The 23305-nt window shown below is 72.9% G+C and carries 26 protein-coding genes and 2 tRNA genes; 13 read left to right on the forward strand and 15 right to left on the reverse strand.

The features are described from left to right. Positions 1 to 69: 69 nt before the first annotated feature. The 5 genes from HNR10_RS08165 to HNR10_RS08185 all read right to left on the reverse strand — a co-directional run bounded on the left by HNR10_RS08165 (position 70) and on the right by HNR10_RS08185 (position 3346). A complete protein-coding gene (locus tag HNR10_RS08165; protein ID WP_179822135.1) occupies positions 70 to 561 on the reverse strand; it encodes a septum formation family protein in 492 nt (163 codons plus the stop codon). A 347-nt stretch (positions 562 to 908) separates the two neighbouring features. Beyond that, a tRNA-Lys gene (locus HNR10_RS08170) sits at positions 909 to 985 on the reverse strand. A gap of 171 nt (positions 986 to 1156) precedes the next feature. After that, positions 1157 to 1230, reverse strand: a tRNA-Lys gene (locus tag HNR10_RS08175). A 100-nt stretch (positions 1231 to 1330) separates the two neighbouring features. Further along, entirely contained in the window at positions 1331 to 1516 is a 186-nt protein-coding gene (locus HNR10_RS08180; protein ID WP_179822137.1) for a hypothetical protein, read from the reverse strand. Positions 1517 to 1609: 93 nt separating this feature from the next. After that, positions 1610 to 3346, reverse strand: a complete 1737-nt coding sequence (locus HNR10_RS08185) for an AfsR/SARP family transcriptional regulator (RefSeq protein WP_312889168.1) — start codon at positions 3344 to 3346, stop codon at positions 1610 to 1612. A gap of 198 nt (positions 3347 to 3544) precedes the next feature. On the opposite strand from HNR10_RS08185, the gene HNR10_RS08190 reads away from it, so the two are divergent. Together HNR10_RS08190 and HNR10_RS08195 are read left to right on the forward strand one after the other, a co-directional pair. Continuing rightward, positions 3545 to 4522: a MurR/RpiR family transcriptional regulator gene (locus HNR10_RS08190; RefSeq protein ID WP_179822139.1), complete on the forward strand. Its 978-nt coding sequence runs from the start codon at positions 3545 to 3547 to the stop codon at positions 4520 to 4522. Positions 4523 to 4603: 81 nt separating this feature from the next. After that, positions 4604 to 5602: an N-acetylmuramic acid 6-phosphate etherase gene (locus HNR10_RS08195; protein WP_179822141.1), complete on the forward strand. Its 999-nt coding sequence runs from the start codon at positions 4604 to 4606 to the stop codon at positions 5600 to 5602. 25 nt (positions 5603 to 5627) lie between these two features. Here the strand turns inward: HNR10_RS08195 and HNR10_RS08200 are convergent, their stop codons facing one another. The 3 genes from HNR10_RS08200 to HNR10_RS08210 are packed head-to-tail and all read right to left on the reverse strand — an operon-like array spanning position 5628 to position 6910. After that, positions 5628 to 5858 carry a DUF397 domain-containing protein gene (locus HNR10_RS08200; protein ID WP_179829605.1) on the reverse strand — a complete coding sequence of 77 codons (231 nt, stop codon included), beginning with the start codon at positions 5856 to 5858 and terminating at the stop codon, positions 5628 to 5630. Positions 5859 to 5875: 17 nt separating this feature from the next. Continuing rightward, entirely contained in the window at positions 5876 to 6058 is a 183-nt protein-coding gene (locus HNR10_RS08205; protein WP_179822142.1) for a DUF397 domain-containing protein, read from the reverse strand. After that, positions 6059 to 6910: a DUF5753 domain-containing protein gene (locus HNR10_RS08210; protein WP_179822144.1), complete on the reverse strand. Its 852-nt coding sequence runs from the start codon at positions 6908 to 6910 to the stop codon at positions 6059 to 6061. 266 nt (positions 6911 to 7176) lie between these two features. Between HNR10_RS08210 and HNR10_RS08215 the strand changes: the two genes are divergently transcribed. From HNR10_RS08215 to HNR10_RS08230, 4 genes are read left to right on the forward strand one after another with little or no spacing between them, the layout of a single operon-like run. Further along, complete coding sequence (locus HNR10_RS08215; protein ID WP_179822146.1) at positions 7177 to 7695, forward strand: ATP-binding protein; 519 nt, start codon at positions 7177 to 7179, stop codon at positions 7693 to 7695. A gap of 2 nt (positions 7696 to 7697) precedes the next feature. After that, complete coding sequence (locus tag HNR10_RS08220) at positions 7698 to 7916, forward strand: hypothetical protein (RefSeq protein WP_179822148.1); 219 nt, start codon at positions 7698 to 7700, stop codon at positions 7914 to 7916. Next, entirely contained in the window at positions 7913 to 8209 is a 297-nt protein-coding gene (locus HNR10_RS08225; RefSeq protein WP_179819770.1) for a hypothetical protein, read from the forward strand. The genes HNR10_RS08220 and HNR10_RS08225 overlap by 4 nt, the downstream gene beginning before the upstream one ends. 22 nt (positions 8210 to 8231) lie before the next feature. Beyond that, on the forward strand, positions 8232 to 8396 hold the full coding sequence (locus HNR10_RS08230) for a hypothetical protein (protein WP_246406121.1): 165 nt from the start codon (positions 8232 to 8234) through the stop codon (positions 8394 to 8396). Positions 8397 to 8659: 263 nt separating this feature from the next. Here HNR10_RS08230 and HNR10_RS08235 read toward each other — a convergent pair whose 3' ends face one another. Then, on the reverse strand, positions 8660 to 9304 hold the full coding sequence (locus tag HNR10_RS08235; protein ID WP_179822149.1) for a dihydrofolate reductase family protein: 645 nt from the start codon (positions 9302 to 9304) through the stop codon (positions 8660 to 8662). A gap of 101 nt (positions 9305 to 9405) precedes the next feature. After that, positions 9406 to 9825, reverse strand: coding sequence for a PPOX class F420-dependent oxidoreductase (locus HNR10_RS08240; RefSeq protein ID WP_179822151.1), 420 nt, complete (start codon positions 9823 to 9825; stop codon positions 9406 to 9408). 161 nt (positions 9826 to 9986) lie between these two features. Here HNR10_RS08240 and HNR10_RS08245 point away from each other — a divergent pair, with 161 nt between their 5' ends. After that, the gene (locus tag HNR10_RS08245; RefSeq protein ID WP_179822152.1) at positions 9987 to 11468 is read left to right on the forward strand and encodes an FG-GAP repeat domain-containing protein; all 1482 of its coding nucleotides are present in this window, start codon (positions 9987 to 9989) and stop codon (positions 11466 to 11468) included. Between the two features lie 73 nt (positions 11469 to 11541). Here the strand turns inward: HNR10_RS08245 and HNR10_RS08250 are convergent, their stop codons facing one another. Next, on the reverse strand, positions 11542 to 12081 hold the full coding sequence (locus HNR10_RS08250; RefSeq protein WP_179829606.1) for a class IV adenylate cyclase: 540 nt from the start codon (positions 12079 to 12081) through the stop codon (positions 11542 to 11544). A gap of 139 nt (positions 12082 to 12220) precedes the next feature. On the opposite strand from HNR10_RS08250, the gene HNR10_RS08255 reads away from it, so the two are divergent. Next, entirely contained in the window at positions 12221 to 13024 is an 804-nt protein-coding gene (locus HNR10_RS08255) for a hypothetical protein (protein WP_179822154.1), read from the forward strand. A gap of 54 nt (positions 13025 to 13078) precedes the next feature. On the opposite strand, the gene HNR10_RS08260 is transcribed toward HNR10_RS08255, so the two are convergent. Further along, on the reverse strand, positions 13079 to 14641 hold the full coding sequence (locus HNR10_RS08260) for a DUF885 family protein (protein ID WP_179822155.1): 1563 nt from the start codon (positions 14639 to 14641) through the stop codon (positions 13079 to 13081). Positions 14642 to 14745: 104 nt separating this feature from the next. Here HNR10_RS08260 and HNR10_RS08265 point away from each other — a divergent pair, with 104 nt between their 5' ends. Next, entirely contained in the window at positions 14746 to 15492 is a 747-nt protein-coding gene (locus HNR10_RS08265) for a SanA/YdcF family protein (protein ID WP_312889171.1), read from the forward strand. Between the two features lie 83 nt (positions 15493 to 15575). Further along, positions 15576 to 15995, forward strand: a complete 420-nt coding sequence (locus HNR10_RS08270) for a pyrophosphohydrolase domain-containing protein (protein ID WP_179822159.1) — start codon at positions 15576 to 15578, stop codon at positions 15993 to 15995. A 78-nt stretch (positions 15996 to 16073) separates the two neighbouring features. On the opposite strand, the gene HNR10_RS08275 is transcribed toward HNR10_RS08270, so the two are convergent. The 3 genes from HNR10_RS08275 to HNR10_RS08285 all read right to left on the reverse strand — a co-directional run bounded on the left by HNR10_RS08275 (position 16074) and on the right by HNR10_RS08285 (position 19016). After that, positions 16074 to 17516, reverse strand: coding sequence for a hypothetical protein (locus tag HNR10_RS08275; protein WP_179822161.1), 1443 nt, complete (start codon positions 17514 to 17516; stop codon positions 16074 to 16076). A gap of 128 nt (positions 17517 to 17644) precedes the next feature. Continuing rightward, positions 17645 to 18250: a SanA/YdcF family protein gene (locus HNR10_RS08280; protein WP_179822162.1), complete on the reverse strand. Its 606-nt coding sequence runs from the start codon at positions 18248 to 18250 to the stop codon at positions 17645 to 17647. Between the two features lie 154 nt (positions 18251 to 18404). Further along, on the reverse strand, positions 18405 to 19016 hold the full coding sequence (locus HNR10_RS08285) for a DUF1707 SHOCT-like domain-containing protein (protein WP_179822164.1): 612 nt from the start codon (positions 19014 to 19016) through the stop codon (positions 18405 to 18407). A gap of 788 nt (positions 19017 to 19804) precedes the next feature. On the opposite strand from HNR10_RS08285, the gene HNR10_RS08290 reads away from it, so the two are divergent. The 3 genes from HNR10_RS08290 (at position 19805) to HNR10_RS08300 (ending at position 23297) form a co-directional block, all read left to right on the forward strand. Then, positions 19805 to 21610, forward strand: a complete 1806-nt coding sequence (locus HNR10_RS08290; RefSeq protein ID WP_179822165.1) for a UvrD-helicase domain-containing protein — start codon at positions 19805 to 19807, stop codon at positions 21608 to 21610. 534 nt (positions 21611 to 22144) lie between these two features. Next, on the forward strand, positions 22145 to 22705 hold the full coding sequence (locus HNR10_RS08295) for a hypothetical protein (RefSeq protein WP_179822167.1): 561 nt from the start codon (positions 22145 to 22147) through the stop codon (positions 22703 to 22705). Positions 22706 to 22733: 28 nt separating this feature from the next. Next, entirely contained in the window at positions 22734 to 23297 is a 564-nt protein-coding gene (locus tag HNR10_RS08300; RefSeq protein ID WP_179822168.1) for a DUF4232 domain-containing protein, read from the forward strand. Positions 23298 to 23305 lie beyond the last annotated feature (8 nt).

The following is a 23305-nucleotide window of genomic DNA, read 5'->3' on the forward strand; positions in this document are numbered from 1 at the left end:
GTGGGGCCGTAAGGGCACCACGCTCGCCGGGGCCTCCCCGACCGGTACGGAACGAGCGGAACGGACCGCCTAGTAGGCGACGCCCGCGAGGCTGCCGGTGACCATCTCGTCGGGGTGGTACACGTAGCAGATGATCTCGCGGTCGTCGACGGTGTCCCACGACTGCTCGGTGGGGGTCAGCGGAAGGGCGAGCAGCAGGGACTCCTCGTAGGGGACGCCGACGAAGTCGGTGAAGGCCTGGCCCTCGCACAGCTCGTCGGCCTCGGCGCTGACCGCCTCGTCGCCCGGGTACTCGCCCTCGGGCATGTCCTCGGCGACGAAGAACTCGGAGTCGTGCGGCTCCGCGCAGTCGACCAGGGGAACCTCGGAGACCCCCTCGCCACCGAGCACGGCCTCCATCTCACTGTCGATGAAGCAGTCACCGACGTTGAGCTCGAAGACGTTGTTGTCCCCGCCACCGAGGATCTGCGTGACGACACCGCAGCCGCTGAGGACGACCGCGGCACCGGCGGCGAGGGAGGACAGGGCGGCGGCGCGCAGGACGGGGGAAGACGAAGACATGGGGAACTCCGGATGGATGGCAGGGAGGGTCCGCCAGATGTGGCGGAGAATGGTCAGAATTCACCACATCAGACCCATCTGTCAATTCTGTGACAGCAATTTGGCGAAATGCGAAACTCGAACAACGGAGTGTGACCATGGCACGGCATGCGGGCATCCGCGCTGGCAGGAGCGGCGATCCCGCGGCCGGTCGGCACCGAGTGCCGAAATCCCTACGGGCAAGGCATTGTGCGGCGGAGCCGGAAGGATAACGTCGGGCGCCGACAGTCGGGGGGCGATCTCACGGGGTCCTCACGGGCCACCCGGAGGACGACGAAGGCCCCGGTCGTGGTGACCGGGGCCTCTCGTGGTGCGCCATCAGGGACTCGAACCCCGGACCCGCTGATTAAGAGTCAGCTGCTCTGACCAACTGAGCTAATGGCGCGTGTGGCGTTGGTGGGAGCGGCACTCCCCCGCGGCGACGTTCTCAACTCTACCGGAGGCGCGGAGCACTCCGTACCGGGCGCCCTGTGGGCCGCACCACGTGCGACGACACCGCCGCCGGGGCGGCACGGACACCGAGGGCCCCGGCCGTGTCGACCGGGGCCCTCCTGGGTGCGTCATCAGGGACTCGAACCCCGGACCCGCTGATTAAGAGTCAGCTGCTCTGACCAACTGAGCTAATGACGCGCGCTGTTCGCCGGCGCCGCCCCCTGGGGCCGCGCCTCGTGGCGACGTCGATAACTCTAGCAGGGCCGCGAAGGGACCGCGAACCGGTGGTCGTCCCGACTCAGGTGAAGGCCATCACCAGAGCGATGATCACGGCCACGGCCAGGATCACGCCGAGTCCGGCCAGCACGATCGGCAGGACCGGGCGGCGCGCGGGCTCGTCCTGCTGCGGGTTCTCGTCGACGAAACGGCGGAAGTGCTGTGTGTTCCCCGCCGGGTCCTGGTACGGCTCTTGGTTCTGTGTCATGTATTCGACACTAGCGACTCATGAGACCCATGAGCACCCCCCGGGGCCGATCCGGACACTTCCACGCCCGGTCTTTGCCGAGTCCGACCCGCCTCACCCAGGCGAAAGCCGAACGAAAGATCCGTCACCCAGACTCTGATCCGGAGGGACACGGCCGGTCGGTACTTCCCCGCGACCGTGCCTGGCCTCCTCGGGCCCGGCGTGCAGCACAGCGGCCATCCGGGCCGTGGGAGTACCGCAGCGCGCCGGGTCCACCCCCTCCAGGCGCCGGACGAGGTCGGAGCCCGACCGGGTCGGGTGGGTGTCGAGCCAGGCCACGGCCATCCGCAGCGGCAGGGGGAGGCAGCCGGCGAGGTGCGCCACGCGGTGCAGCGCGGCGTCGGTGCACCGGCTCTCGCCCAGCAGCGAGCGCAGCAGCACGACGGCGTCGGCGGCGGTCAGGGCGCCCACGGGCAGGGCGCGCACGCCGTCGCGCACCAGCAGGTCCGTGAGCCAGTACCGGCTGGTGACCACGGCCGCGCACTCCGCGCAGCCGGGGAGCAGCGGGCGCACCTGGCGGGTGGAGGCGGCGTTGTCCAGCACCAGCAGGACGCGGCGCCGGGCCAGGAGGGAGCGGGCGCGGGCGGCCGACTCGTCGACGGAGAGGTCGTCGGTGCGGGTCCGGCCGTCCGACAGGGAGCGGACCAGCCTCCGCAGTACCTCGGCGGGGTCGCGCGGGGTGCCGTCGTCGCGGCGCAGGTTGACGTAGACCTGGCCGTCGGGGAAGTGCGGGGCGGCGGTGTGCGCCCAGGCCAGGGCCAGCGCGGACCCGCCGGCGCCCGCGGGTCCGCGCACCAGCACGTTCCCCGGCGCGGGGCCGGCGGGGTCGACGAGGCGGTCGAGTTCGGCGAGGTGCGCGGCGCGGCCGACCAGGACGGCGGGGGCCGCCGGGAGTTCGGCGGGGGTGGTGGAGTGCAGGGGCACCGGCGCGGCCGGGCGGCGGGCGCGGAGGGCGCGTGCGCCGGCGGACGCGGGTTCGACGCGTTGGCGGGGCACGCGCGCGGGCGGGTCGAGGTCGCCGCGCAGGATCGCGTGGAAGGTCTCCTGGAGGTCGCGCCCGGGGTCGGTTCCCAGGCGTTCGGACAGGACGTCGCGGGTGCGCGCGTACAGGCGCAGGGCCTCGCTGGGGCGGCCGGAGCGGTGGAGGGCGATCATCTGCAGGCGGATGAGGGATTCGCGCTCGGGGTGGTCGGCGACGATGGGGCCGACGTGTTCGGCGGCCCGGGAGTGCTCGCCGAGGGCCAGGGCGGCGCCGCACCCCGCCTCGGCGACCCGCAGGAGTTCCTCGTTCAGGGGCGGGACGTCGCGTTCGTGCAGGACGGGGCTGGCGACGTCGGCCAGGACCGGGCTGCGCCAGAGCCGCAGGGCGCGCAGCAGCAGGTCGGCGTGGCGGGCCGGGTCGCCTCTGGAGTCGGCTTCGCCCGCGGCGGCGACCAGGGCACGGAAGGCCAGCAGGTCGGACTCGCCCTCCTCCAGGTCGACGCGGTAGCCGCCGTCGCCGCCGTGGATGAGGGGACGTCCGCAGTGGTCGTCGAAGATGGCGCGGGCGCGCGCCACGTGGACCTGGAGGGCGCTGCGGTTGACCTGGCCCGCCGGAGTGCCCCAGACGCGGGCGATGAGGTGGTCCGCGGGGACGGTCTGCCCGGCCCTGAGCAGGAGGGTGGCCAGCACCGTGCGCCTCTTGTCACCCCGCAGGCGCAGGGGGACGCCGTCCACCTCGACGACGAACTGGCCGAGCAGTCCGACGTGGAGCCCTCGGGGGTCCCGCCGCGCCGACGCACTCAGCGACACTTCACCCTCCCGTGCGAGGCGGGCGCGTGTTGGGGAGAGGAGCCGCCTCCGCTCTGCCCCAGAGTGCCCCCTGAGCTGGGATATCGCAATCGGGTCGCGAACACTTGCCGACACGGCCCACCCTTGAAATCCTGGATTCTCCCGATATTTCCCGTCCCTGCGTTGACTCTGCACCGCGACCGAAAGAAACTTTCCTCCATGGCGCAAATTCCGAAGCCTTCGGGCGCTCACACGGAGCGCGGCGGGGCGTCCTCGTCCTCCGTGCCCACCACGGTTCTACGGATCCGGTCGCTGATCCCGTCGCTGGCCCCGGCCGAGCGGCGGGTCGCCCAGTACGTCGTGGACGATCCCGAACGGGCCGCGGCCTCGTCGATCACCCAGCTCGCCAAGGACTGCGCCACCTCCGAGGCGACGGTGATCCGGTTCTGCCGCACCATCGACTTCAGCGGGTACCGGGAGCTGCGGCTGGCGCTGGCCACCGAGGCCGGCCAGGCCCGGGGCGCCCGGTCGGTGACGCCGGAGATGGCCAGCGACATCGACCCGGACGACACGCTGGTCACGGTGGTACAGAAGATCGCCTACACGGACGCCCGCGCGGTGGAGGAGACCGGGGCCGCACTGGACGTGGACGCGCTGCGCGAGGTCGTCGACGCGATGGCCGGGGCGCGGCGGATCGACGTGTACGGGGTGGGGGCCAGCGCGTTCGTGGGCGCCGACCTCCAGCAGAAGCTGCACCGGATCGGCCTGACGTCGTTCGCGTGGTCGGACGCGCACGTGATGCTGACCAGCGCGGCCGTGCTGGACGAGCGGGACGTGGCGATCGGCATCTCGCACAGCGGGACCACCACCGACACGGTGCAGGCGCTCAACGAGGCGCAGCGGCGGGGCGCCCGGACCGTGGCCATCACGAACTTCCCGCGCTCCCCGATCGGGTTCGCCGACCACGTGCTGACCACGGCGGCCCGCGAGACCACGTTCCGGTCGGGGGCGACCGCCAGCCGCCTGGCCCAGCTGACCGTGGTGGACTGCCTGTTCGTGGGTCTGGCGCAGATCCGGTACACGGAGAGCCGTACGGCCCTGGAGACCACGTACGAGGCGGTCCGCGGGCTGCGGATCAGCGACGACCGCCGTCGGCGCCGGAGTGCGGCGCCGCCGGAGGAGCCGGACGGGGCCTGAGGGGTGCTCCGCGCCGCCGCCGGGACCGACCCGGCGGCGGTTCGATCGCGACGAGCGGGACGAGCGAAGGGAACGGCACGGGTGCGAACCGACCAGGAGGGCGCTGTGCAGGCGGACACCGGAGACGGGGACACCGGAGCCGGGCCGGGGGCCCGGGACGGCGGCGAGGCCGTGATCGTGCGCGCCCCGACCGAGGCCCGCAACTCGGGGACCTACGACATCGATCTGCTCCCGGCGCTCGACGTCCTGCGGCAGATCAACGCCGAGGACACCACGGTTCCGGCCGCGGTGGGCGCCGTGCTGCCGGAGCTGGCGCGGGCCGTGGAGCTGGGCGTGGCGGCTCTGGAGAGCGGGGCGGGCATCCACTACTTCGGGGCGGGGACCTCGGGGCGCATCGCCGCTCAGGACGCCGCGGAGCTGCCGCCGACCTACGGGATCCCGCCGGAGTGGGTGGTGGCGCACCACGCGGGGGGAGGTGACGCCCTCCTGCGCGCCGTCGAGGGGATCGAGGACGACTGGGAGGCCGGTCGCGCGGACGCGGCCGGCGTCCGGCCGGACGCGCTGGCGGTCGGCCTGGCGGCCAGCGGGAGGACCCCCTATGTGGGCGGGGCGCTGGCAGCGGCGCGTGAGCGCGGCGCGGCCACGGTGCTCATCAGCGCCAACCCGGAGGCGCCGCTGGGGCGCGACGTGGACGTGCACGTGGGCATGAACACCGGCGCGGAGGTCATCGCGGGTTCGACCAGGATGAAGGCGGGGACGGCGCAGAAGCTCGCGCTCAACGCGTTCTCCACGGCGGTCATGGTCCGTTTCGGACGCACCTATTCCAACCTCATGGTGGGCGTGGACGCGAGCAACGCCAAGCTGCGCGGGCGTGTGGTCACGATCCTCGTACAGGCCACGGGCATGCCGGAGCAGGCGTGCGCCGACGCGCTGACCGCGGCGCAGGGCGACACCCGGGTGGCGCTGGTGTCGCTGCTGGCCGACGTGGACGTGGCCAGCGCGGCACGCGCCCTGGCCACGTCACGCGGCCGGGTGCGGGATGCCCTCGCCGACCTGGGAGTGGCCGCCGACCCGCACTAGCCGCGCAGAACTACGGAGCCCCGGGCTACCGCTTCACCGAGGTGAGGAACATGCTCCACTCACCGGAGACGACGGACAGGTGCCCCAGCTCAGGCTGTTTGGAATCGCGCACAAGGGCGCCGGACTGCACGTCCGCCACCTCGATGCACTCCCCACTCGCCGTGGAATGGCTGCTCTTCCGCCAACCAGCCACCTCGATACATGCCCCTGTATTTGAGCTGTACGACGACTTACGGAAGACCTGATCTCCGAACATCGAGGGCGTCACCTTCGTCACTCCTTGACGGAAGCAACAAACACATTCCACTCGGTCGAGGCAAACGTCAAGTGCCCCAGCTCAGGCTGTTTGGAATCCCGCACGAGTGCGCCGGACTCCACGTCCGCCACCTCCACGCACTCCTTGCCTCCACCGCTGTAGCTACTCTTCCGCCAAGCTTCCGGGACCACTTCGCTCACTTACCGGCTCTCCTTAGACAACTTCTCGATCAGCGCCAACGAATCCGCGGGACTCAGCGCTACGTCACGAGTCTTCGACGCCGCAAGCTTATACCTGGCGAGGTCATCTGAATCTTCCACATACACATCACCGAAGAGCCCCTCCTGGTAAGCGACCGGCGCGTCCTCCTCATCTGGGAACTCGAAGATCGTGAACTGCCCCCACAAACCCATGTAGACACCTGCGTGCAGAGGAACCACCTGAATCGTGATGTCGGGCCGCTTCCCGAGTTCGATCAGCGCGCGCAACTGTGCATCATGAACGTCCTTTGACGAGACCGGCCTGGTCAAGGAAGCCTCATCGAGGACAGCCAGGAACTGAGGAGGTGTCGGACGTGACAAGACACCCTGGCGCTCTATCCGTGCCGCGACCTGTCGAGCGAGCTCATCGCTGGTCGCTCCAGGCACCATGACGCGGATGACCTCGCGCGCGTACTCCTCCGTCTGGAGGAGCCCGGGAAGCAGGTTCGTCGCGAAGACGCTGATCTTGGCCGCGTCGTTCTCCATCACGAAGAAGCTCTCACCCTGGTACAGGTCCCGATACGCCAGCCACCAACCGCGTTTCCAGGCGTCCTTGCCCAGTTTGAAGAGCGACTCACGCTCTGGCGACCGCACCCCGTACAGCTCCAGCAGCTCGTCCAGGTCGTCAAGAATCAGTCGGCTCTCGCCCCGCTCGATCCGGTAGAGCTTCGTCTTGTGCCAGCCGAGCTGCCCGGCCACGTCCTCCGGACTCATCTGGCGCTCGTCCCGGAGACGACGCAGCTCGCGCAACAGGCGTTTGCCCCGCACTGACAGGCTGAGCCGGGTCCTCATACTCACTCCACTCGGTGCGTCGATCACTGTGCGTCGGTTCATCCTGCCAGCCCCCAGCCATCCTGCGCGAACTAAAAATGCGACGAACTATTAAAGATGCCTTGCGCTAACCGTCTGTAGTGATGATGATAGAGATCAAGCGCACGCCGCAGGGTGACTTCTCGAAGTCCGTGGCTGTCCGTCCGCGACAAAACGGCCCTGGTCAGGTGTGTCCGCACCTGACCAGGGCCTCAGCCCTCGAACCTGAATGGACCAGGTGAGGACCTATGTACGAGCGTAGTACCCCTGCGCCCGAAACCGCCCAGTGGCCGGGCATACGGCGCTTCCTGGGGCTCTTCCCCAGCCGACCGGCCTCCATCCGGGACGCGCGCGACTGGCTGCGCCAGCGGCTCGACCTCGTCCGGATACCCGCGCCACCGACCGACGACGCCCTGCTGATCCTCAGCGAGCTCACCACGAACGCCCTGCTGCACGCCCCGGAGGGGGAGCCCGGCAGGGCGTTCGTCGTTTCGGTGTTCACCTACCGAAACAGTCTCCGGATCAGCGTGCGCACCACCCGCAACACCGCCACCATCCCCTGTCTGGAGGTGGTCCGCGCGGACTCGGAGTCCGAGCACGGGCGGGGCCTCTTCCTCGTGGACGCACTGGCCGCCACCTGGGGCGTCGAGCGAACTCGCTCCGGACCGGCCGTCTACTTCAGCCTGGAGTGGGAAGACTCCGAGCCATCACGGACAACGTCAATCCCCTGGCCCCGGTCGGCGCACCACGACTCGATCGGGGAGTAGGCGTGCCCGGCTACGCCCTTTATCCCAGCCACGAGATGGAACGGCTGCGGACCGAGTTCCCCGACCACCTGATCTGCGAACTCCACGACGACACCGGCCGTCCGGTCTTCACCGCGACCCTGCGTCGCCGCCGCTGTGCCTGCCCGACCGCCCTCGTCATCGCCGGAACCCCGGCAGTCCTGCGCCGGTCCCTGACCGGCCCGGAACAGGAGGCACGATGATCGTCATGGACCGGCCCGTGCGGCCGGAGACCTTCCCACGGCGGCCGAGCAACATCACCCGGCCCGACCGGACTCCTGAACCCCGGCCCGAAACCAGGACCGGTCCCCGAACAGGACCGGGGCTCGCTCCCGATGCGGGTGCCCCGCTCGCGTCCCTGGCGCGGCAGGGCTGGACGGTCTGGTTCGGTCGGCACACCCGCCAGTACTGGGCCGCGCACACCGGCCGTATGCGCCTGGTCTGCGCCGACTCCCCCGAGGACCTCGTCCGAGCCGCCGGGGAGGCCCGACCATGAGCGAGACGAAGGCGGCCAGGCCGTGCTGAGGGGTAGGGCCCCGGCCCTCGCCGATCAGGCATGGTTCTGGGACCACGAGTGGCAGCGGGGAGAGCGCGAAGCCGGTGAGCAGATCGCCGCGGGCCGAGCCGAGGAGCACGAGGACGCGGAGACCATGTTCGGCGCTCTGGAGGACGGAAGGCTCTGAGAACACCGGCCAGGCTCGCCGCCGCCCCCGCTTCCGTCCGCCGGGTGGGCACTCACGCGATCTTCGACCCCGGCCCGCCCTGACCAGGGAAACCATCGATGGCGTCCCCTCCCGACACGAGGTCCGGGAGGGGACGCCGTCCACGTGGGGCGCCCCTCTTCGCGACGAGAGGCCCTGCCCCCGAACGGCCGCAGAGGGTGATGGGGAGCTCCGCCGAGGCATCCCGCGAATCCGCCTCCCACCGGGCGGCGGATTCGGTGGTGTCACTTGCGCCAGAACAGGTGGTGCGTCACGCCGCTCGGGCTGGGCACCACGTCCAGGTGGAACCGGTCGCGCAGCTCGTCGGGCGACTTCCAGAGCGGCACCCCTGATCCCAGCTCCACCGGCGAGACCGCCACGTGCAGGGTGTCGACGAGGTCGGCGTCGAGGAACTCGCGGATGGTGGTGGCCCCGCCGCCGAGCCGGACGTCCTTGCCCCCGGCCGCCTCCTTCGCCCGTTCGAGGACCGCGGCCGGGTCGTCGTCGACGAAGTGGAACGTGGTGTCGGAGAGCGTGAACGACGGACGCGGGTGGTGGGTCATCACGAACACCGGGGTGTGGAACGGAGGCTCGTCGCCCCACCAGCCCTTCCAGTCATAGTCCGGCCAGGGCCCACGCACGGGCCCGAACTTGTTGCGGCCCATGATCTCGGCACCGATGTTGTGGGTGAAGTCGCGGGTGAAGTAGTCGTCCAGGCCGCGGCTCCCCCCGGGGGCGGTGCGATTGGGCCAGCTCGCCGTGGCCCCGGCCCAGGCGATCAGCTCCCTGGGATCGGCATGGCCGAAAGGTCGCTCCAGAGTCTGGTTCTCTCCCGCGCCGAAGCCGTCACTCGATACCGTGAAGTTCTGGACCTTCAGAAGCTGACTCACGTGGTTCTCCTTTGCGTAGCTCGGTCACCGGATAGACCTCCCCTCTGCGGAGAACTCATCGCGGGCGGCGGAACCGGTGCCGGATGCGACTCCGCCCCCGCTCAGCCGGGCTGGTCGCTGTCCTTCATCGCGCCCCAGCCGTGCCAGCGCTCGACCTCGATCCACGCGCTGACCCTGCCCCGCTCCCGGTCGGGGTAGGGCCCGCCGATGTAGTGCCGCGCGATCCGGTCGATGTCGGTCAGGCCCTCGTCATCGCGCATCTCCGTGACCCGGCCGAGCAGGGTGACGTGCGTGTACCAGTCGTCCTTGTCGAGCACAGTGAGCGAGACCCGCGGGTCGCGCCGCAGGTGCTTGAGCCGCACCCGGCCACCGTCCATGTTGATCAGCGCCCGGCCGTCCTCCCACAGGTACCAGGTGGGGGTGGACACGGGCGCGCCGTCCGACCGCAGGGTGGTGACGGTGGCCGGGTTGGGGCGGCTCAGCAGGTCGACGGCCTCGGCGGGCAGCGGTGGCCTGGACATGGCGGCTCCTCTGTGGTTCCTGGGTGGTGCGTCGTGGTCGTGCAGCCGCCCGAGCCGGACGGCCACCGGTCATGGCGAGCCTACGGGTCCGGAGACGGCTACCCTCGCCGTACGCGTGCCGTGTCCCACGGCCCTCCCGCACGCACCGATCGGAGCCCCCGTTGTCCCCTCTCCGCCTCGCACCGCTCGCCGGCCTCCTCCTCGTCCTCACGTCCTGCGGCAACGAACCCGGGGCGCCGCCGCAGGAAGAGAGCGGCGCGAGCGGCGAGGACAGTTCACAGGAGTCGCCGGAGATCCGGGGGTACGAGGCCGAACCCGTCCCCGAGGGCTCGGGCGGTGACACGGTCGACGACGTCAACGGCGACGGGTTCCCCGACCTGCTCTTCCTCACGGACTACGACGCCGACCACCCGGAACCCGACCAGATGACCCCCCGGAACGAGTTCCGGCGCCTGATGGTCGTCTACGGATCCGCGGAGGGCCTGGACCCCGCCACGCGCACGGTCCTGCCCCCGCAGGTCGTGCAGAACGTGTCCGTCTCCGGTCGCGGCGGCCCCCGGCGCACGGGCACCGCGGACCTGGACGGGGACGGATTCGCCGACGTTCCGGTCTGGACCGGCCCCGGTCCCGACCTGATCGAGGGGGAGACCGACGGTCCCCGGAGCGCGGCGGTGGTGTGGGGCGGCCCCACCGGACCCGACCCGGACGCCGAACCCACGCCCCTGCCGGTGGCCTCGGACGAGGAGTGGGGGCCGTCCTACCTTGCGCCCGTGGCCGGCGACTTCGACGGGGACGGCGTCGCCGACCTCGCGGTCGCGCAGGAGTCGGCGCTGGGAACCGACGGGTCGCTGCTGCGGGTCCTGTACGGCCCCTTCGACCGCGAGGGCACGCCCGCGGGCACCGCGCGGCGCCCGCTCGACGGGTGGCTCGGCGGCCTCGTCCCCGAACCGGTCCCGGCGGACGGCGGACCGACCCGGCTGCTCGTCCGCTGGGGCGACGACGGAGAACAGCCCCGCAACACCCTGCTCATGACCGGCCCGGGCGACCCCGCCGCGTGGGACGAGGCGGACCTGCGCGCGGGCGCCCTGGCGGCGTTCGCCGACCTGGACGGCGACGGTGGGACCGACCTGGCGATCGCCGACGACGGCTCCCGCAACAACGAGCCCGGATACGAGACCGAGGCGCCCGAGGTCGACCACAGGGTCAACGTCTACACCGACCCGGCCACCGCGTCGCCCGGCGAGCCCGTCTCGGGCGACCTGCCCCGGGCAGAGGCCGAGTCCGCCGGTTCCTCGGCGCACGGCCTGGCCGCCTGTGACCTGGACGGCGACGGGCGGAGCGAACTCGCGGTCGGCATGCGCGGGCTCGGCGTCGACCTGGTGCGGGTCGCGGACGGCGGGATCGAGGTGGACGCCGACGCGCGCCTGGTGCGGCGCGGCCCCGAGAACGGCCCGTTGAACACCGACCCCGGGACGACGCGGGAGGCCCGCGTGTTCTCCTGCGCGGACTTCGACGCGGACGGCTCCGGCGAGCTGGTCCTGGAGTACGGCCCCGGTCCCGAGGACACCTCGCCCGTCCGGTGGTGGGTCACCGACGGGACCGGGGACGAGTCGTCCTTCGACAGCGCGGCCTTCACGTCCTGACGGAGCCCCCCGCCGCCCGCCGCCCGGGGGCCCGTCGAGCCACCGGTCCGCGGGGCCGGCCGGGGCCGCCGGGTCAGACGGCCGCGCCGCGCACGAGCGTGTCGTAGGTGTCCGTGGTGCGCTCCAGTTCGACGCCGAGCCCGCGCGCCCACGCGTCCAGCTCGGCCTGGACGGCCGCGCCGTCGCGATCGTCGTCGACGACGCGTTCCAGCTCCAGGAAGGCGCCCACCCCCTCGACCACGTCGACGCAGACCGTGACCTCCCCGGCCGTGCCCGTGCGCCGGTGCTTGACGATGCGCACGTGCGGCACGAAGCCCATCGCCACGACGGCCCGGTGCATCTGCTCCCGGTCGGCCACGACGGTCTCGTGCTCGCGGTACTCCATGGCGTTGGCCAGCGGCGTCTTGGTCGTGAACACGTGAACGCCGCCGTCCACGCTGCGCAACCGGGCGAAGGTGTGGCCGGGCTTGCCCATGGCGGGTTCCCAGCCCGCGGGCGCGTAGGCGACGTCGTCCTGGAAGGCCGGGCCGCCGAGCTCGACTCCGGCCGCGTCGAGGGCGTCGAGGAGCGCGCCGAGCCTCGCCACCCGGTACTTGGTCTCGATCTCCCGCATCAGGCGCCCCTCGTGTCTCGGCTCCACCATCGTCGGGAGCTTACCGAGATCAGCCGATCACCAGGGGTGATTTCGACGGACACCACCGTGTCCGGATCCGTGCGATCCTGGTCCACCCAGCGAGCCCCCGGAGGCGAACGTGTCCCACTACCAGGTCATCGTGGTCCTGCCGGAGCCACCCGACACCTCGGCGGGCGCCGCCTTGGGCGACGCGCTCCTGGGGGACCTGCTGCCCCTGCTGGGGGAACCCGACTACGCGGGAGAGGACACGGACCCGCCCGGCCGCTGGTGGGACTGGTGGATGATCGGCGGCCGGTTCGAGAACGCGCTCCTGTGCACGGACCCCGACGACCCCCGGGTCCTTCCCGCCGGGCACGGCGACCCCCGCATGGTGACGTCGGCCCCCGCATCGCTGCTCGACCTCGCCGCGCAGCGCGACACGGCGGCCCGGCGGGCGGCCGACAGGTGGGATCGCGCCAACGGGATCCTCCGGCTCCACTCCGGCACCGAGACGCTCTCCGCGTTCCTCCTGTGGGGCGGGGAACGGGCCGAGCGGACGTGCCCCGGGTCGACGGCCGCACCCGTCGGGACACCGGGGTGGAGGATCGCCAAGGCCGAACGGAGGGCCGCCATGCAGGCCTTCCACGCCCAGGACGCCATGCGGGAGCTCGGCGCTGCCGGGCTCTCCCCCGTCCTCGGGTGCGCGGTGGACCACTACTCCACCTCCCGGGAGGAGTTCGTGGGGCAGGCGCGTTCGGGCGCGGTACCGGGCTGGGCCGTCATCGACACGGACGGCTCCTGGGACGACATGGACCACCCGACGGGGACCGGAGACGGGGCCGAAGCGCGGCAGGCGCGGCGCCACTACCTGCGCCGCGCGAACACGCTCCTCGACACCCTGCCCGACGGCGCCTACCTGGTCATGGCCGACCTCCACGGGTGATGGGCGGCCCGGGCGGCAAGGTCCGGGCCGCCACGGCGGGGCGGAGGCGGGACGCTATCCCCGCTCGACGGCGGCGCCGATCAGGCCGAGGGGCGGCGATCCCAGGTCGAGCAGGGCCTGGTGGAACCGCGCGAGTGAGAAGTCCGCGCCCCACTCCCGCCGCGCGCGCTCGCGCAGAGCGAGGATCTCCAGCTTGCCCCACGTGTAGCGCCCGTAGGTCGGGTCGAAGGTGGCCCGGCGGGCCTCGGACAGCGCCGCGGGACCCTGGAGGGGCGTGTCCTCGGCGAACCGCGCCGCCGCCTCCTCCACGCTCATCCCGCCCGTGTGCACGCCGATGGCGGCGGACAACCGCGTCACGCGGATGAGCGCCTCCACCCACACCCCGATCTCGTAGTGCGTCGCGGTCCACTCGGGGTCCCCGAGCCGTTCGGCCGCGTACTCGCCGAAGCCCTCCTCCAGGCACATCTCCTCGGCGTAGTGCGCCCACCCCTCGGCGAAGGTCATCGAGTGCAGTGCCTTGCGGACCTGCCCGGGCGCGCGCCGCAGCGCCCTCCCGTGCGAGTAGTGGCCGGGCGCGACCTCGTGGACGCTGATCGCGGGCAGCGTCGTGTGGCTGAACATCTCCAGCCACTCCCCCGCCTCCGCCTCGGTCCACGAGGCGTCGGGCGGGGTGACGTAGTAGAAGGAGGGCGTGTCCGCCTCCCACGGCCCCGACCAGGCCATCATCGCCGTCGCCCAGCGCTGGGAGGGCGGCGAGACGTCGATGCGGCACTCACCGTCGCCGTAGGGCGCCAGACCGCGCTCGTCGGTGAACTCCATCGCCAGCGCGGTCCACCGGCGGGCCGCGTCCAGGACCCCGTCGGCGTCGGGGTGCAGCCGGGTCAGCCCCCGGGCGACCTCCATCGGCTCCTCCCCCGGTGCCAGCCGGGCGGTGGCCTCGGCCAGACGGGTGCGCAGGCGGTCGCGTTCGGCGTCGGCGCGCGCCGCCAGGTCGGCGAGGTCGACCTCCATGGCCTCGCCGGCCCCCATGAGCGCGCCGAGGTCGGCCGCCCCCAGCGCGGCGCTCTCGGGACCATGCTTTGCGGCGTGCTCGATGTGGGCGACCAGGCGCGCGTGGGCGGCCAGCGCGGCGGCGCGCACGTCCTCGGGCAGGTCGTCGGGCAGCCCGTCGGCGGCGCCCGCGATCGCTCCGCCCAGGGACCGCGCCACCGGAGCCGGAACGCGGTCGAGCGCGGCGATCGCGTGCTCGACGAGTTCGGGCCACCGGGCCAGGTGGGCGACGCGGGCGCGGTCGCGGTCCTCCTTGGGCGCGTACTCGCGGTCGTAGACCGACACGTCCAGCTCTCCCAGGTGGTAGAGCGGGTTGGACCGGTGGAGTTCGAGTTCGCCCAGTTCGAGCCGGAGCGCCCGCTCGAACGCGGCCAGGTGGGCCTCGTCGTGGGCGTCCTCCAGCGTCTCCCCGCCCAGCCGCGACAGCGCGGACCGCACGCCGTCGGGGGACAGGTCTGCCACCTCACCGTCGTACTCGTGGAGTCCGGCCCCCTCGCGGGTCGCGCCGGGAGTGAGGTCGGTGATGGCGCGCAGACGGGGGTGAAGTGCGTCTCTCTGTGATGGCATGTCGTGACTCTAACCAGGCCGTCCGCGTGACCGCACCCCGCTTTCCGTTCGCGGAAGCGCCCGGAAACCGGAACTCACCGGCCGTCCGGGGCGTCTTCCCCTGTGTGACGACCTCCGACTCCGCCAGCCCCGAGACCAACGCCGACGACGCCGGCCGGCGGTCCCGGCGGCGTGTGCGGCTGGTCGCCGCCGTGGCCGTGACCGCCGTCCTCCTGGCCTTCCTGCCGTTCGTGTGGACGCTGGCGTCCACCGCCGGGCACCGCTACTCCGCCGACACCGTCCCGGACCGGCCGGTCGCGCTCGTGCTGGGCGCCGGGGTGCGCTCGGACGGCCTGCCGACCCTGCTGCTGGCCCGGCGCCTGGACACGGCCGCCGACCTCTACTTCGACGGGCGGGTGTCGGTCATCCTGGTCACCGGCGACAACAGCGTCGAGCACTACAACGAGACCGACACCATGGCCGACTACCTGGTCGCGGCGGGCGTTCCGGCCGACCGGATCGTGGGCGACTACGCGGGGTTCTCCACGTGGGAGTCGTGCGTGCGAGCCCGCGAGGTGTTCGGTGTGGAGGAGGCCACGGTCGTCACCCAGGACTTCCACCTGCCACGCGCGGTCCGGCTGTGCCGGTCGGCGGGGATCGACGCGGTGGGCGTGGCCGACTCCAGCCTGGACGAACGCAGGTTCGCCACCGTCTACGGGTGGCTGCGGGAGGTTCCCGCCGCCGTGGCCGCCGCCGGAACGATGCTGCTGCGGCCGGACCCCACCTTCCTCGGTGACGAGGAGACCGGTGTCCAGGACGCGCTCGCGGACACCGCCGCCGACGACGCGGACACCGGATCCGAACAGGACTGAGTGCCCCGGCGGGGGTCGCGCGCGGGGTGCGCCGGGCGTCGTGCGGCGGGACGGGCGCCCGGAGCACGCCGTAGGGTCGGGCCATGGACCATGAACCGATGCGGCGGGTCGCCGAGTTCCGCGAGGTGTTCGACGGGGAGGCGGGGACCGGGCGCCCCGAGCTGGCCGAGCACCGCCGGACGCTGTTGGACGAGGAGGCGCGGGAGGCCGCGGAGGCCCTCACCGACCTCGCGAAGGCGCTGCGGGCCGGCGAGGACCCGCTCACCGCGTACAGGGCGGTGGCCAAGGAGCTGGCCGACGTCCTCTACGTGGCCTACGGGGCCGCGGACGCGCTGGGGATCGACCTGCCCGCCGTCTTCGCCGAGGTCCACCGGTCCAACATGAGCAAGCTCGACGCGGACGGCCGGGTCCTGCGCCGCGCCGACGGCAAGGTGCTCAAGGGACCCGGCTACCGGCCCCCGGTCCTCGACGACGTCGTCACCTGGCCGCCCGACGACTCCTGAGCCCCGCGCGCGGCACCCGGCCGTCCCGGGCCGCGCGCGCCGCGGCGCGGGACTCGGCGGGGCCGCCACCGCCACGGCTCAGCGGCGTCCGCCGCCGCCGAACAGGCGCCCGAGCAGCCCGCCGATCTCCGGTGCGGCCGGGGCCTGCGGCTGCGCGGGAGCGTCCTCGACCTCGTCCGCCTCGGGATCCACGCCGACCAGCGCGCAGAACTCCTCCCGCTCACCGGGCAGCGCCCAGGCGCGCACGGTGTCGGCGAACTCCTCGTCCTCCCAGGCCGACGCCGGCAGTTCGGCGATCGCCCACAGGACCTTGAGGGTCTCCTCGTCGTACTCCGCGTTGGCGTGCTCCTCCGCGGAGTGCCCCTTCGAGCGCGGGCCGAGCACCATCTCCAGGCCGACGCCGGTCACCAGCGCGCGCGAGTCGTCCTCGCCCTTGATCAGGCCGGGCAGGATGTCCAGGCGCAGCCGCCGGGCGCGGTCCCCGGCGCGTCCGAGCGCCAGGAAGCCCAGGACCTGCGGCGAGCGGACCCCGCAGTGCGGCCAGGACTCGTTGAACAGGCCCTCGTAGCCCATGGACGTGCCGCCGCCGCGCCCGATGCGCCGCAGCCCCTCGCGCGGGGTGTTCTCCCCGTGGATCAGCACCACGGCGACCGACGCGGCGAAGGAGTTGTACAGGTTGCCGCCGGCCATCTGGTGGGTGAGGGCGACGGTCGTGTCGATGTCGTGGGGGTCGGCGGCCAGACCGAGGGCGAAGATCTCGGCGGGCAGCGGTTCGCCGCCCTCGTCGAGCATCCCGGACATCGCGTCGCGCAGCGAGGTCGGCGCCTGCGGTGCCGGGCGCAGGTCCTTGGCCAGCAGGATCTGGGAGGCGCCGGTGATCGCGGCGCTGACGCGCTCGGACTCGGGCGTCAGGAAGGCCAGCAGGTAGCTCACCCACTCGCCCGCGCGGTCCAGGCCGCGCCGGTTCTCGGCGCCCTTGAGCAGCGCGACGAGGTCGGGCACGCGTGCGCACACGGCCTCGAAGGTCTCCAGCTCGGCCCGCAGCACGGCGGTCCCGGCGGGGCCGTCGATGGCGGCGAGGCGGTTGCGCATGCGCAGGTACTGCTGTTCGTCGGGTGCCTCCTCCGCCCAGGCCCGGTACTGGTCGCGGACCTTGTCGATGTCGGTGGAGGTCGCCCAGGCCACCTCGTCGCGCCACTGGCCGAGGTCGCGCGGCTCCGGGAAGCGGTCCTCGACGTGCGCGGTCACCAGTTCCAGGAGCAGGCTGAGGGGCCGCCAGCGCTCGGTGGGCGGGGTCTGCTCGTGGCAGGCGATGTCGACGAGGAAGTCGACGGCCGCGGGCGCGGCCAGGTGGCCGGGCTCGGGGAAGTCGATGAGGTCGTGCAGGTCGGAGAGCGCGGCGTCGCTGCCGGCGAGCCGTCCGAGCAGTTCGGGGATGCGCTCCCCGCCCTCGGGGGCCAGCGCGGTCCAGTTCACCGCGGCGGCGCCGTCGTTGGAGTCGTTGTCCGTGGTCGCGTTCATGCGCCGATTATCCCGCCAACGGCGGTCCGGACGCACCCGCGCGGGCGCCGCGGACGGCGTCGGCCATGTCACCGGACATGCGGGAACCCCCGCCGGAGGCGTGGGGAGGCGTAGGGAGGCGGGACGGCTCAGAGCTCGGCGATGGCGGGCGCGGGGCGCACCACGACGTCGCGCAGGGCCTTGAGGGCGGCGCCGAGTTCGCGCGCGTAGCCGATGACGGTGGAGCGGCGGCGCGCACCCAGGCTGGCGTCGCCCACCCCGACGGCGTCGATCCCGGCGGCGCGGGCGAGGGCGACCGTGCGCGGCAGGTGGAAGGACTGGGTGACCATGACGGCCGAGCGCACACCGAACAGGTCGCGTACGCGCACGCAGGTGTCCCAGGTCCGGTAGCCGTGGCGGTCGGCGTCCACGCGGTCGGCGGGCACCCCGTGCTCGACGAGGTAGGCGCTCATGACGTCGGTCTCGCACCGGGAGACCTCGCGGTTGTCGCCGGAGACGATGACGCGTTCGACCCGCCCCTCCTCGTACAGGCGCACGGCCAGGTCCAGGCGGCGGGCGAGCAGGGGCGAGGGCCCCTCCGGCCAGGCCGCGGCGCCCAGGACGACGGCCACGGGCCGGGCGGGGACGCTCTCCACACGGCGGCGGCGCCCGGCGCTGGCGAGGTAGGGCCAGGTGAAGGGGGCCAGGGCGAGTACGCAGCCGCCGACGCCCGCCGCGACGATCCAGATGGCCAAACCCGCCGTCCTCTCCATACGCCCGCGTGCTCGGCCGCACGCGGTCACGCGGGACACCATCATGGCCTACCGGGGGAGCCGAGGAGTCCCGCACCTGCGGGCACCGGGGCGCGTGCGGACACGCGGGCGGAGGGCGGAGGGCCGTGCCCGGCGGTCAGGCGTCGAACATGTCCCAGAAGGCCGCGCGGCGGTAGCGGATCTTGAAGCCGCCGCCCTGGCAGGTGCCGGTGATGACGAAGTGCGGGGCGCCGGGGGCGCGCAGCGTGCTGACGTCGACCTTCAGGCTGCCGAACCACGAGCTGTCGACGTCGACCTCGGCGGTGGCGTTCTCCGGCAGGAGCAGGTCCGCCTCACCCCAGGACGCGTCCACGAAGACCTCCACGACCGGCGTGGTGAGGGCCGCCTCACGGAAATCGAGCTTGGTCGACCCGTACTTGTTGGTGACCTCCACCCGGGGCGGGACCTGCCAGCGGCCGTTGCGCTTGATGGTGCCGCCCATGGCGTCGAGGACGAGGACGCCGCCGTTGGCGGGCCGCGGTGTCGAGACCGGGTCCGGCCGGACCACCGACGCCTGGGCCGCGGACGCGGTGCCGGCCACGGACCAGCCCGGCAGGTCGGCGGTGAGGGGTTCGAGGTCGGCGTAGGTCTTGGCGGCGTAGGTGCCGTCCAGGCGCTCGTCGAGCTCGTCGAGGGTGATCCGACCCTCCGCGGCCGCCTCACGGAGGATCTCGGCGACCTGGTCCCGTTCCGCGTCGGATACGCGCATGCGGTTCATGTCATTGGGGGCCACTGTGCTCGTCCCGGTCCTTTCCGCTCTTGTCACACCCACGGTAGAGCATGGGGACGAGACGGGCGCGGCGGCGGAATCCGGAACGCCCTGTCCCACCGACGTTTCGGCGGGCCGCGGCGCTTTGGGCGGGTCCGGGACTGGGTACCGCTCCCCTGGAGTGGTTGAGGACTCTGCCGGGGCAGGACGGACCCCGGCAGAGTCCTGAACCACTGTGGTGCCGTGTTCCCGCCCGCCCACGATCTCGCGTCGGGGCAGCCCTGCACAGGCCGTGTCCGCAACCGGCCAGGCCCCGCTCCGCGCCCGCCACGGCGCGATCCGCGCGCCGGTGCCGCGGGGCCGGTTTCGGTCGCCCCCTTCCCTCCCGAAAGACGCGACACAGTTGCCCCAGGAATCCCGCTCGGAACTGGGGTTCCCGCGCGCTGATCCCGGGTTTCGGTCAGCGACCTAATCGGCTTTCGGGCATCAGCCTCGCTCACAGAACCGCAGGTCACGGGCACCCCCGTGCCCACCCCGAAAGAACCTGCCCGAAGCACTCGAACGCGCGTCCGGAAACAACATCGTGAACTGCACGTACACCGCGTTCGACACGAGCCTGGTCTCAGGCGTTCATCGCCCGTGTGACGGCGTTTGCCGGAATTGCCCGGCGAGCATCTTCCTAGTGCACGCGAAACCCAGCCTGGCCAGCAGCTACGCGCGCGAACCATCCGCTCCGACCGCACAGCACCGCAGACACCACCAGGTCGAAGACCGGAGGAATCCACGACGTGTCCGCCCTCGCGATCACCCCGACCTTTCTCGACGACTTCTCCCGCCTCACGCCCGAGGTCCAGCTCAACACCCTCGCCGCGATGCGCGCCTACCAGACCGGCGACCTCGCCGACCTGGAGTCCGTCGCCGACGCCGCGGACCCGCGCGTTCGCGTCGTCGCCATCGACCCCGACTGGTCCGGCGTCGTCGTCCCCGAACCCCGCCCCGGCCGGCCCGAGCCGTCCGAGGACGCGCAGTACCGCCTGATCACCGTGCGGCCGCGCGACGAGGCGCTCCGCTACGCCCGCGGCCTGCGCGCGGACACCCCCGTCGACACCGGCGCCGCGGCCCGGGTCGAACCGCCCACGCCCACCGGCCCGCCCGAGCTGGCGAGCGCCCTCAACGCGCCCTTCGACCAGTGGCAGCTCACCCTGCACCCGGACCAGCACCGGATCACCGAGGCGCACTACAAGGGGGCCACGCAGATCACCGGCGGGCCCGGTACCGGCAAGACCGTGATCGCCCTGCACCGCGCCGCCCACCTGGCCGAACTCGACGCCGCCGCGCACCCGGAGGACACCCGCGAGTCCGTTCTGCTCACCACCTACAACCGGGCGCTCGCCCAGTCCCTGGCCGACCGGCTCGACCAGCTCCTGCCCGACCCCACCGTTCGCGGCCGGGTCCGTGTGGTGACCATCGACAGCCTCGCCCGGTCGGTCGTCCAGGCGCACAGCAGCGTGGCGCCCCGGATGATCGGCAAGGACGAGCTGGCGCGCCGCTGGCGCGCGGTCGCCGTCGCCGACGGCCTGCCCTTCTCCGGTCGCTTCCTGGTGGACGAGTGGGAGCAGGTCATCCTCGCCCAGGGCCTGGACCTGCTGCCCGCCTACATCCGCTGCGAGCGCAGCGGGCGGGTGCAGCACCTGGCGCCCGAGCACCGCCGCCAGGTCTGGGAGACCGTGCGGCGCTACGTCGGCGCGATGCGGGTGGAGGGGCTGTGGGCCTACCCGCAGCTGGCCGCCGAGGCCACACGGCTGCTCGCGGCCGACGGCCCGCTGTTCCGGCACGCGGTGGTCGACGAGGCCCAGGACCTGCACCCGACCCAGTGGCGGATGCTGCGGGCGGCCGTCCCCGAGGGCGAGGACGACCTGTTCATCGTCGGCGACCCGCACCAGCGGGTGTCCGACAACCGGGTCTCGCTGGCCTCGCTCGGCATCAACGTGCGCGGGCGCGGGCACCGGCTCCGGGTCAGCTACCGCGTCACCCAGGAGATCCTCGACTGGAGCATGCCGATCCTGGGCCGCCGCGCGGCCCTGGGCATGGACGACAACGCCGACACCCTGGCCGGCTACCGCTCGCTGCTGCGCGGGCCCGCGCCGGTGGTGCGCGGCTGCGCCGACCGTGCGGAGGAACTGGCCGCCCTGGGCGACTGGGTCCGGGTGTGGCTGGAGGCGGGGGTGCGACCGGCCGACATCGCTGTGGCCGGCCGCAACCACTGGATCGTGCGCGGCATCGCCAAGGAACTGGAGGCACGCGGCGTGGCCACCGCGCCGTTGGAGGGCACCGGCCGGGCCGAGGCGGTGCGGGTGGGAACGCTGCACCGGCTCAAGGGCCAGGAGTTCCGCTGCGTGGCCCTGATCGGGGTCAGCGACCACCTGCTGCCGCCCAAGGCGGCCATCGAGGCCGCCGACGGCGACCAGGTCGCACTGGAGCACGCGGTCCAGCAGGAGCGCACGCTGCTGTTCGTCGCGTGCACGCGTGCGCGGGACGCGCTGTACGTCTCGCACGTGGGGCGGCCGAGCCGGCTGATCACCGAGCAGTGGTGACCGGACACCCCTGAGGGCCCGGGGGGCGCCGCCGGAGGGCGGCGCCCCTCGGTCGTCCGCTGACCGGGGCATGGCCGGGGGGCGGGCGGCACGCGAGCCGTCGAGCCGCACGGTCGGGCCCCGCTCGCCCGGCGCGGCGACGCTCCCGCCGAGCAGGCGGCCGTTGACGAGCTCGCCCGCACCGACGCGGTCGGCGAAGGTGCGTTGACCTGGCCCCATGACCGGAAGCGGCACCGACGCGGGCCGCGGATCGGTGAACCTCGGAGGGCACCCCGCCCGTCCTCCTCCGTGACACACACGCGCGGCGTACGCCCTGACACCGAAGGCCACCGGGAATCCACGAACGCACTCCTGACCGGGACCGGACCGGATGCGTGACTCCCCTTGGCGAACACCTGCCCCGGGACCCGTACTCCCACCCCGTGACCGGCCCCGGCCGGCCGAACGGCCGCAGCGGGGACGGCGGATCCGAGCACCGGGGCGTTCGGCGCACACCGCCGGATCCGACCGAGGAACCACCACCGGAGGACGAGTATGACGAGGAAGACCACGACCACCGCCCGAACCAGGGGCACGGCGATCGCCGCCGCCCTCGCACTGACCTGCGGGCTGCTGGGCGCGGCCGGCGCCGCTCCCGCCGCCGCCCAGGCACCCCGGGACGCCGAGTGCCTCGGCGGACCGCTGCACGGAGTCGTCTTCGACTACTGCGTGGGCCTGCTGCCCGCGGGCCGGACGGCGGACTGGGGGGACGACACCCGACGCTTCGACACGGGCCAGCTCCAGGGGGCCAAGCGGGTCTACGCCTTCGACGACGGGACCAATCTCCGGGTCATCGCCTACGAGGACGGCGTCGTCGAGCTGACCCCGGAGAACATCGCCCAGGGCGACGAGCGCTTCGACGGCGCCGAGGAGATCGAGGACGCCACCGGCAGGCCGGGGCTGCTCGGTGACGGCGCGGTGCTGGTCCGGCTGAGCCCGCAGGAGACGGCCCCCGAGGAGGGGCCGTTCACCGTCGAGGTCAGCACCTACTTCACGTCGAGCATCGGGGCCGAGGAACTCGTCGAGATCGCCGGATACGTGACCGTCGCCCGTTGACCGCCGCACCGACCACAGGAGGATCAGCATGACCAGGAAGACCACGACCACCGCCCGCGCCCGGACCAGGATCGCGGTGCTCACCGCCGCGATGGTCGCCGCGCCCGCCGTCGGCGCCGCCACCGCCGCACCCGCCGCCGCCCAGGAGTCCATGAGCGACTGTGTCGTCACGGACTTCTCGATCGCCGAGACCGACCGCCGTGCCGCCGCGGGCACCGCCTACATCGAGTTCACGATGACGCGGACCGGCGAGGGGGAGACCCCCGCCGGGGAGCCGTGCAACCTCTACCGGTACGCCAACCTGATCTGGGTGGACGACCAGGACGAGCCGGTCGGCGCGTGGGCCGAGCGCGAGGGCGGGAGCGGCTCGTACACCGTGGAACCGGACGGGACCGTGCTCCTGACCGTCGCCCAGCCCAATCCGGCCAACTACGACCCGGAACTGTGCGAGCCCACCCCGGTGTCGGGCCTGGCGGTCTCGCTCTACATCGCCGAGCAGACGGTCACCGTCCCCACCGGGGGCCATGACACCGCCTGCGCGAACGCCGAGCTCGCCGTGCCCCGGTACTCCATCGAACCGGGCGGGAACTGAGGCCTCCG

Origin of the sequence: Nocardiopsis aegyptia, assembly GCF_013410755.1 — a bacterium.
In the GTDB taxonomy this organism is placed as follows: Bacteria; Actinomycetota; Actinomycetes; order Streptosporangiales; family Streptosporangiaceae; genus Nocardiopsis; species Nocardiopsis aegyptia.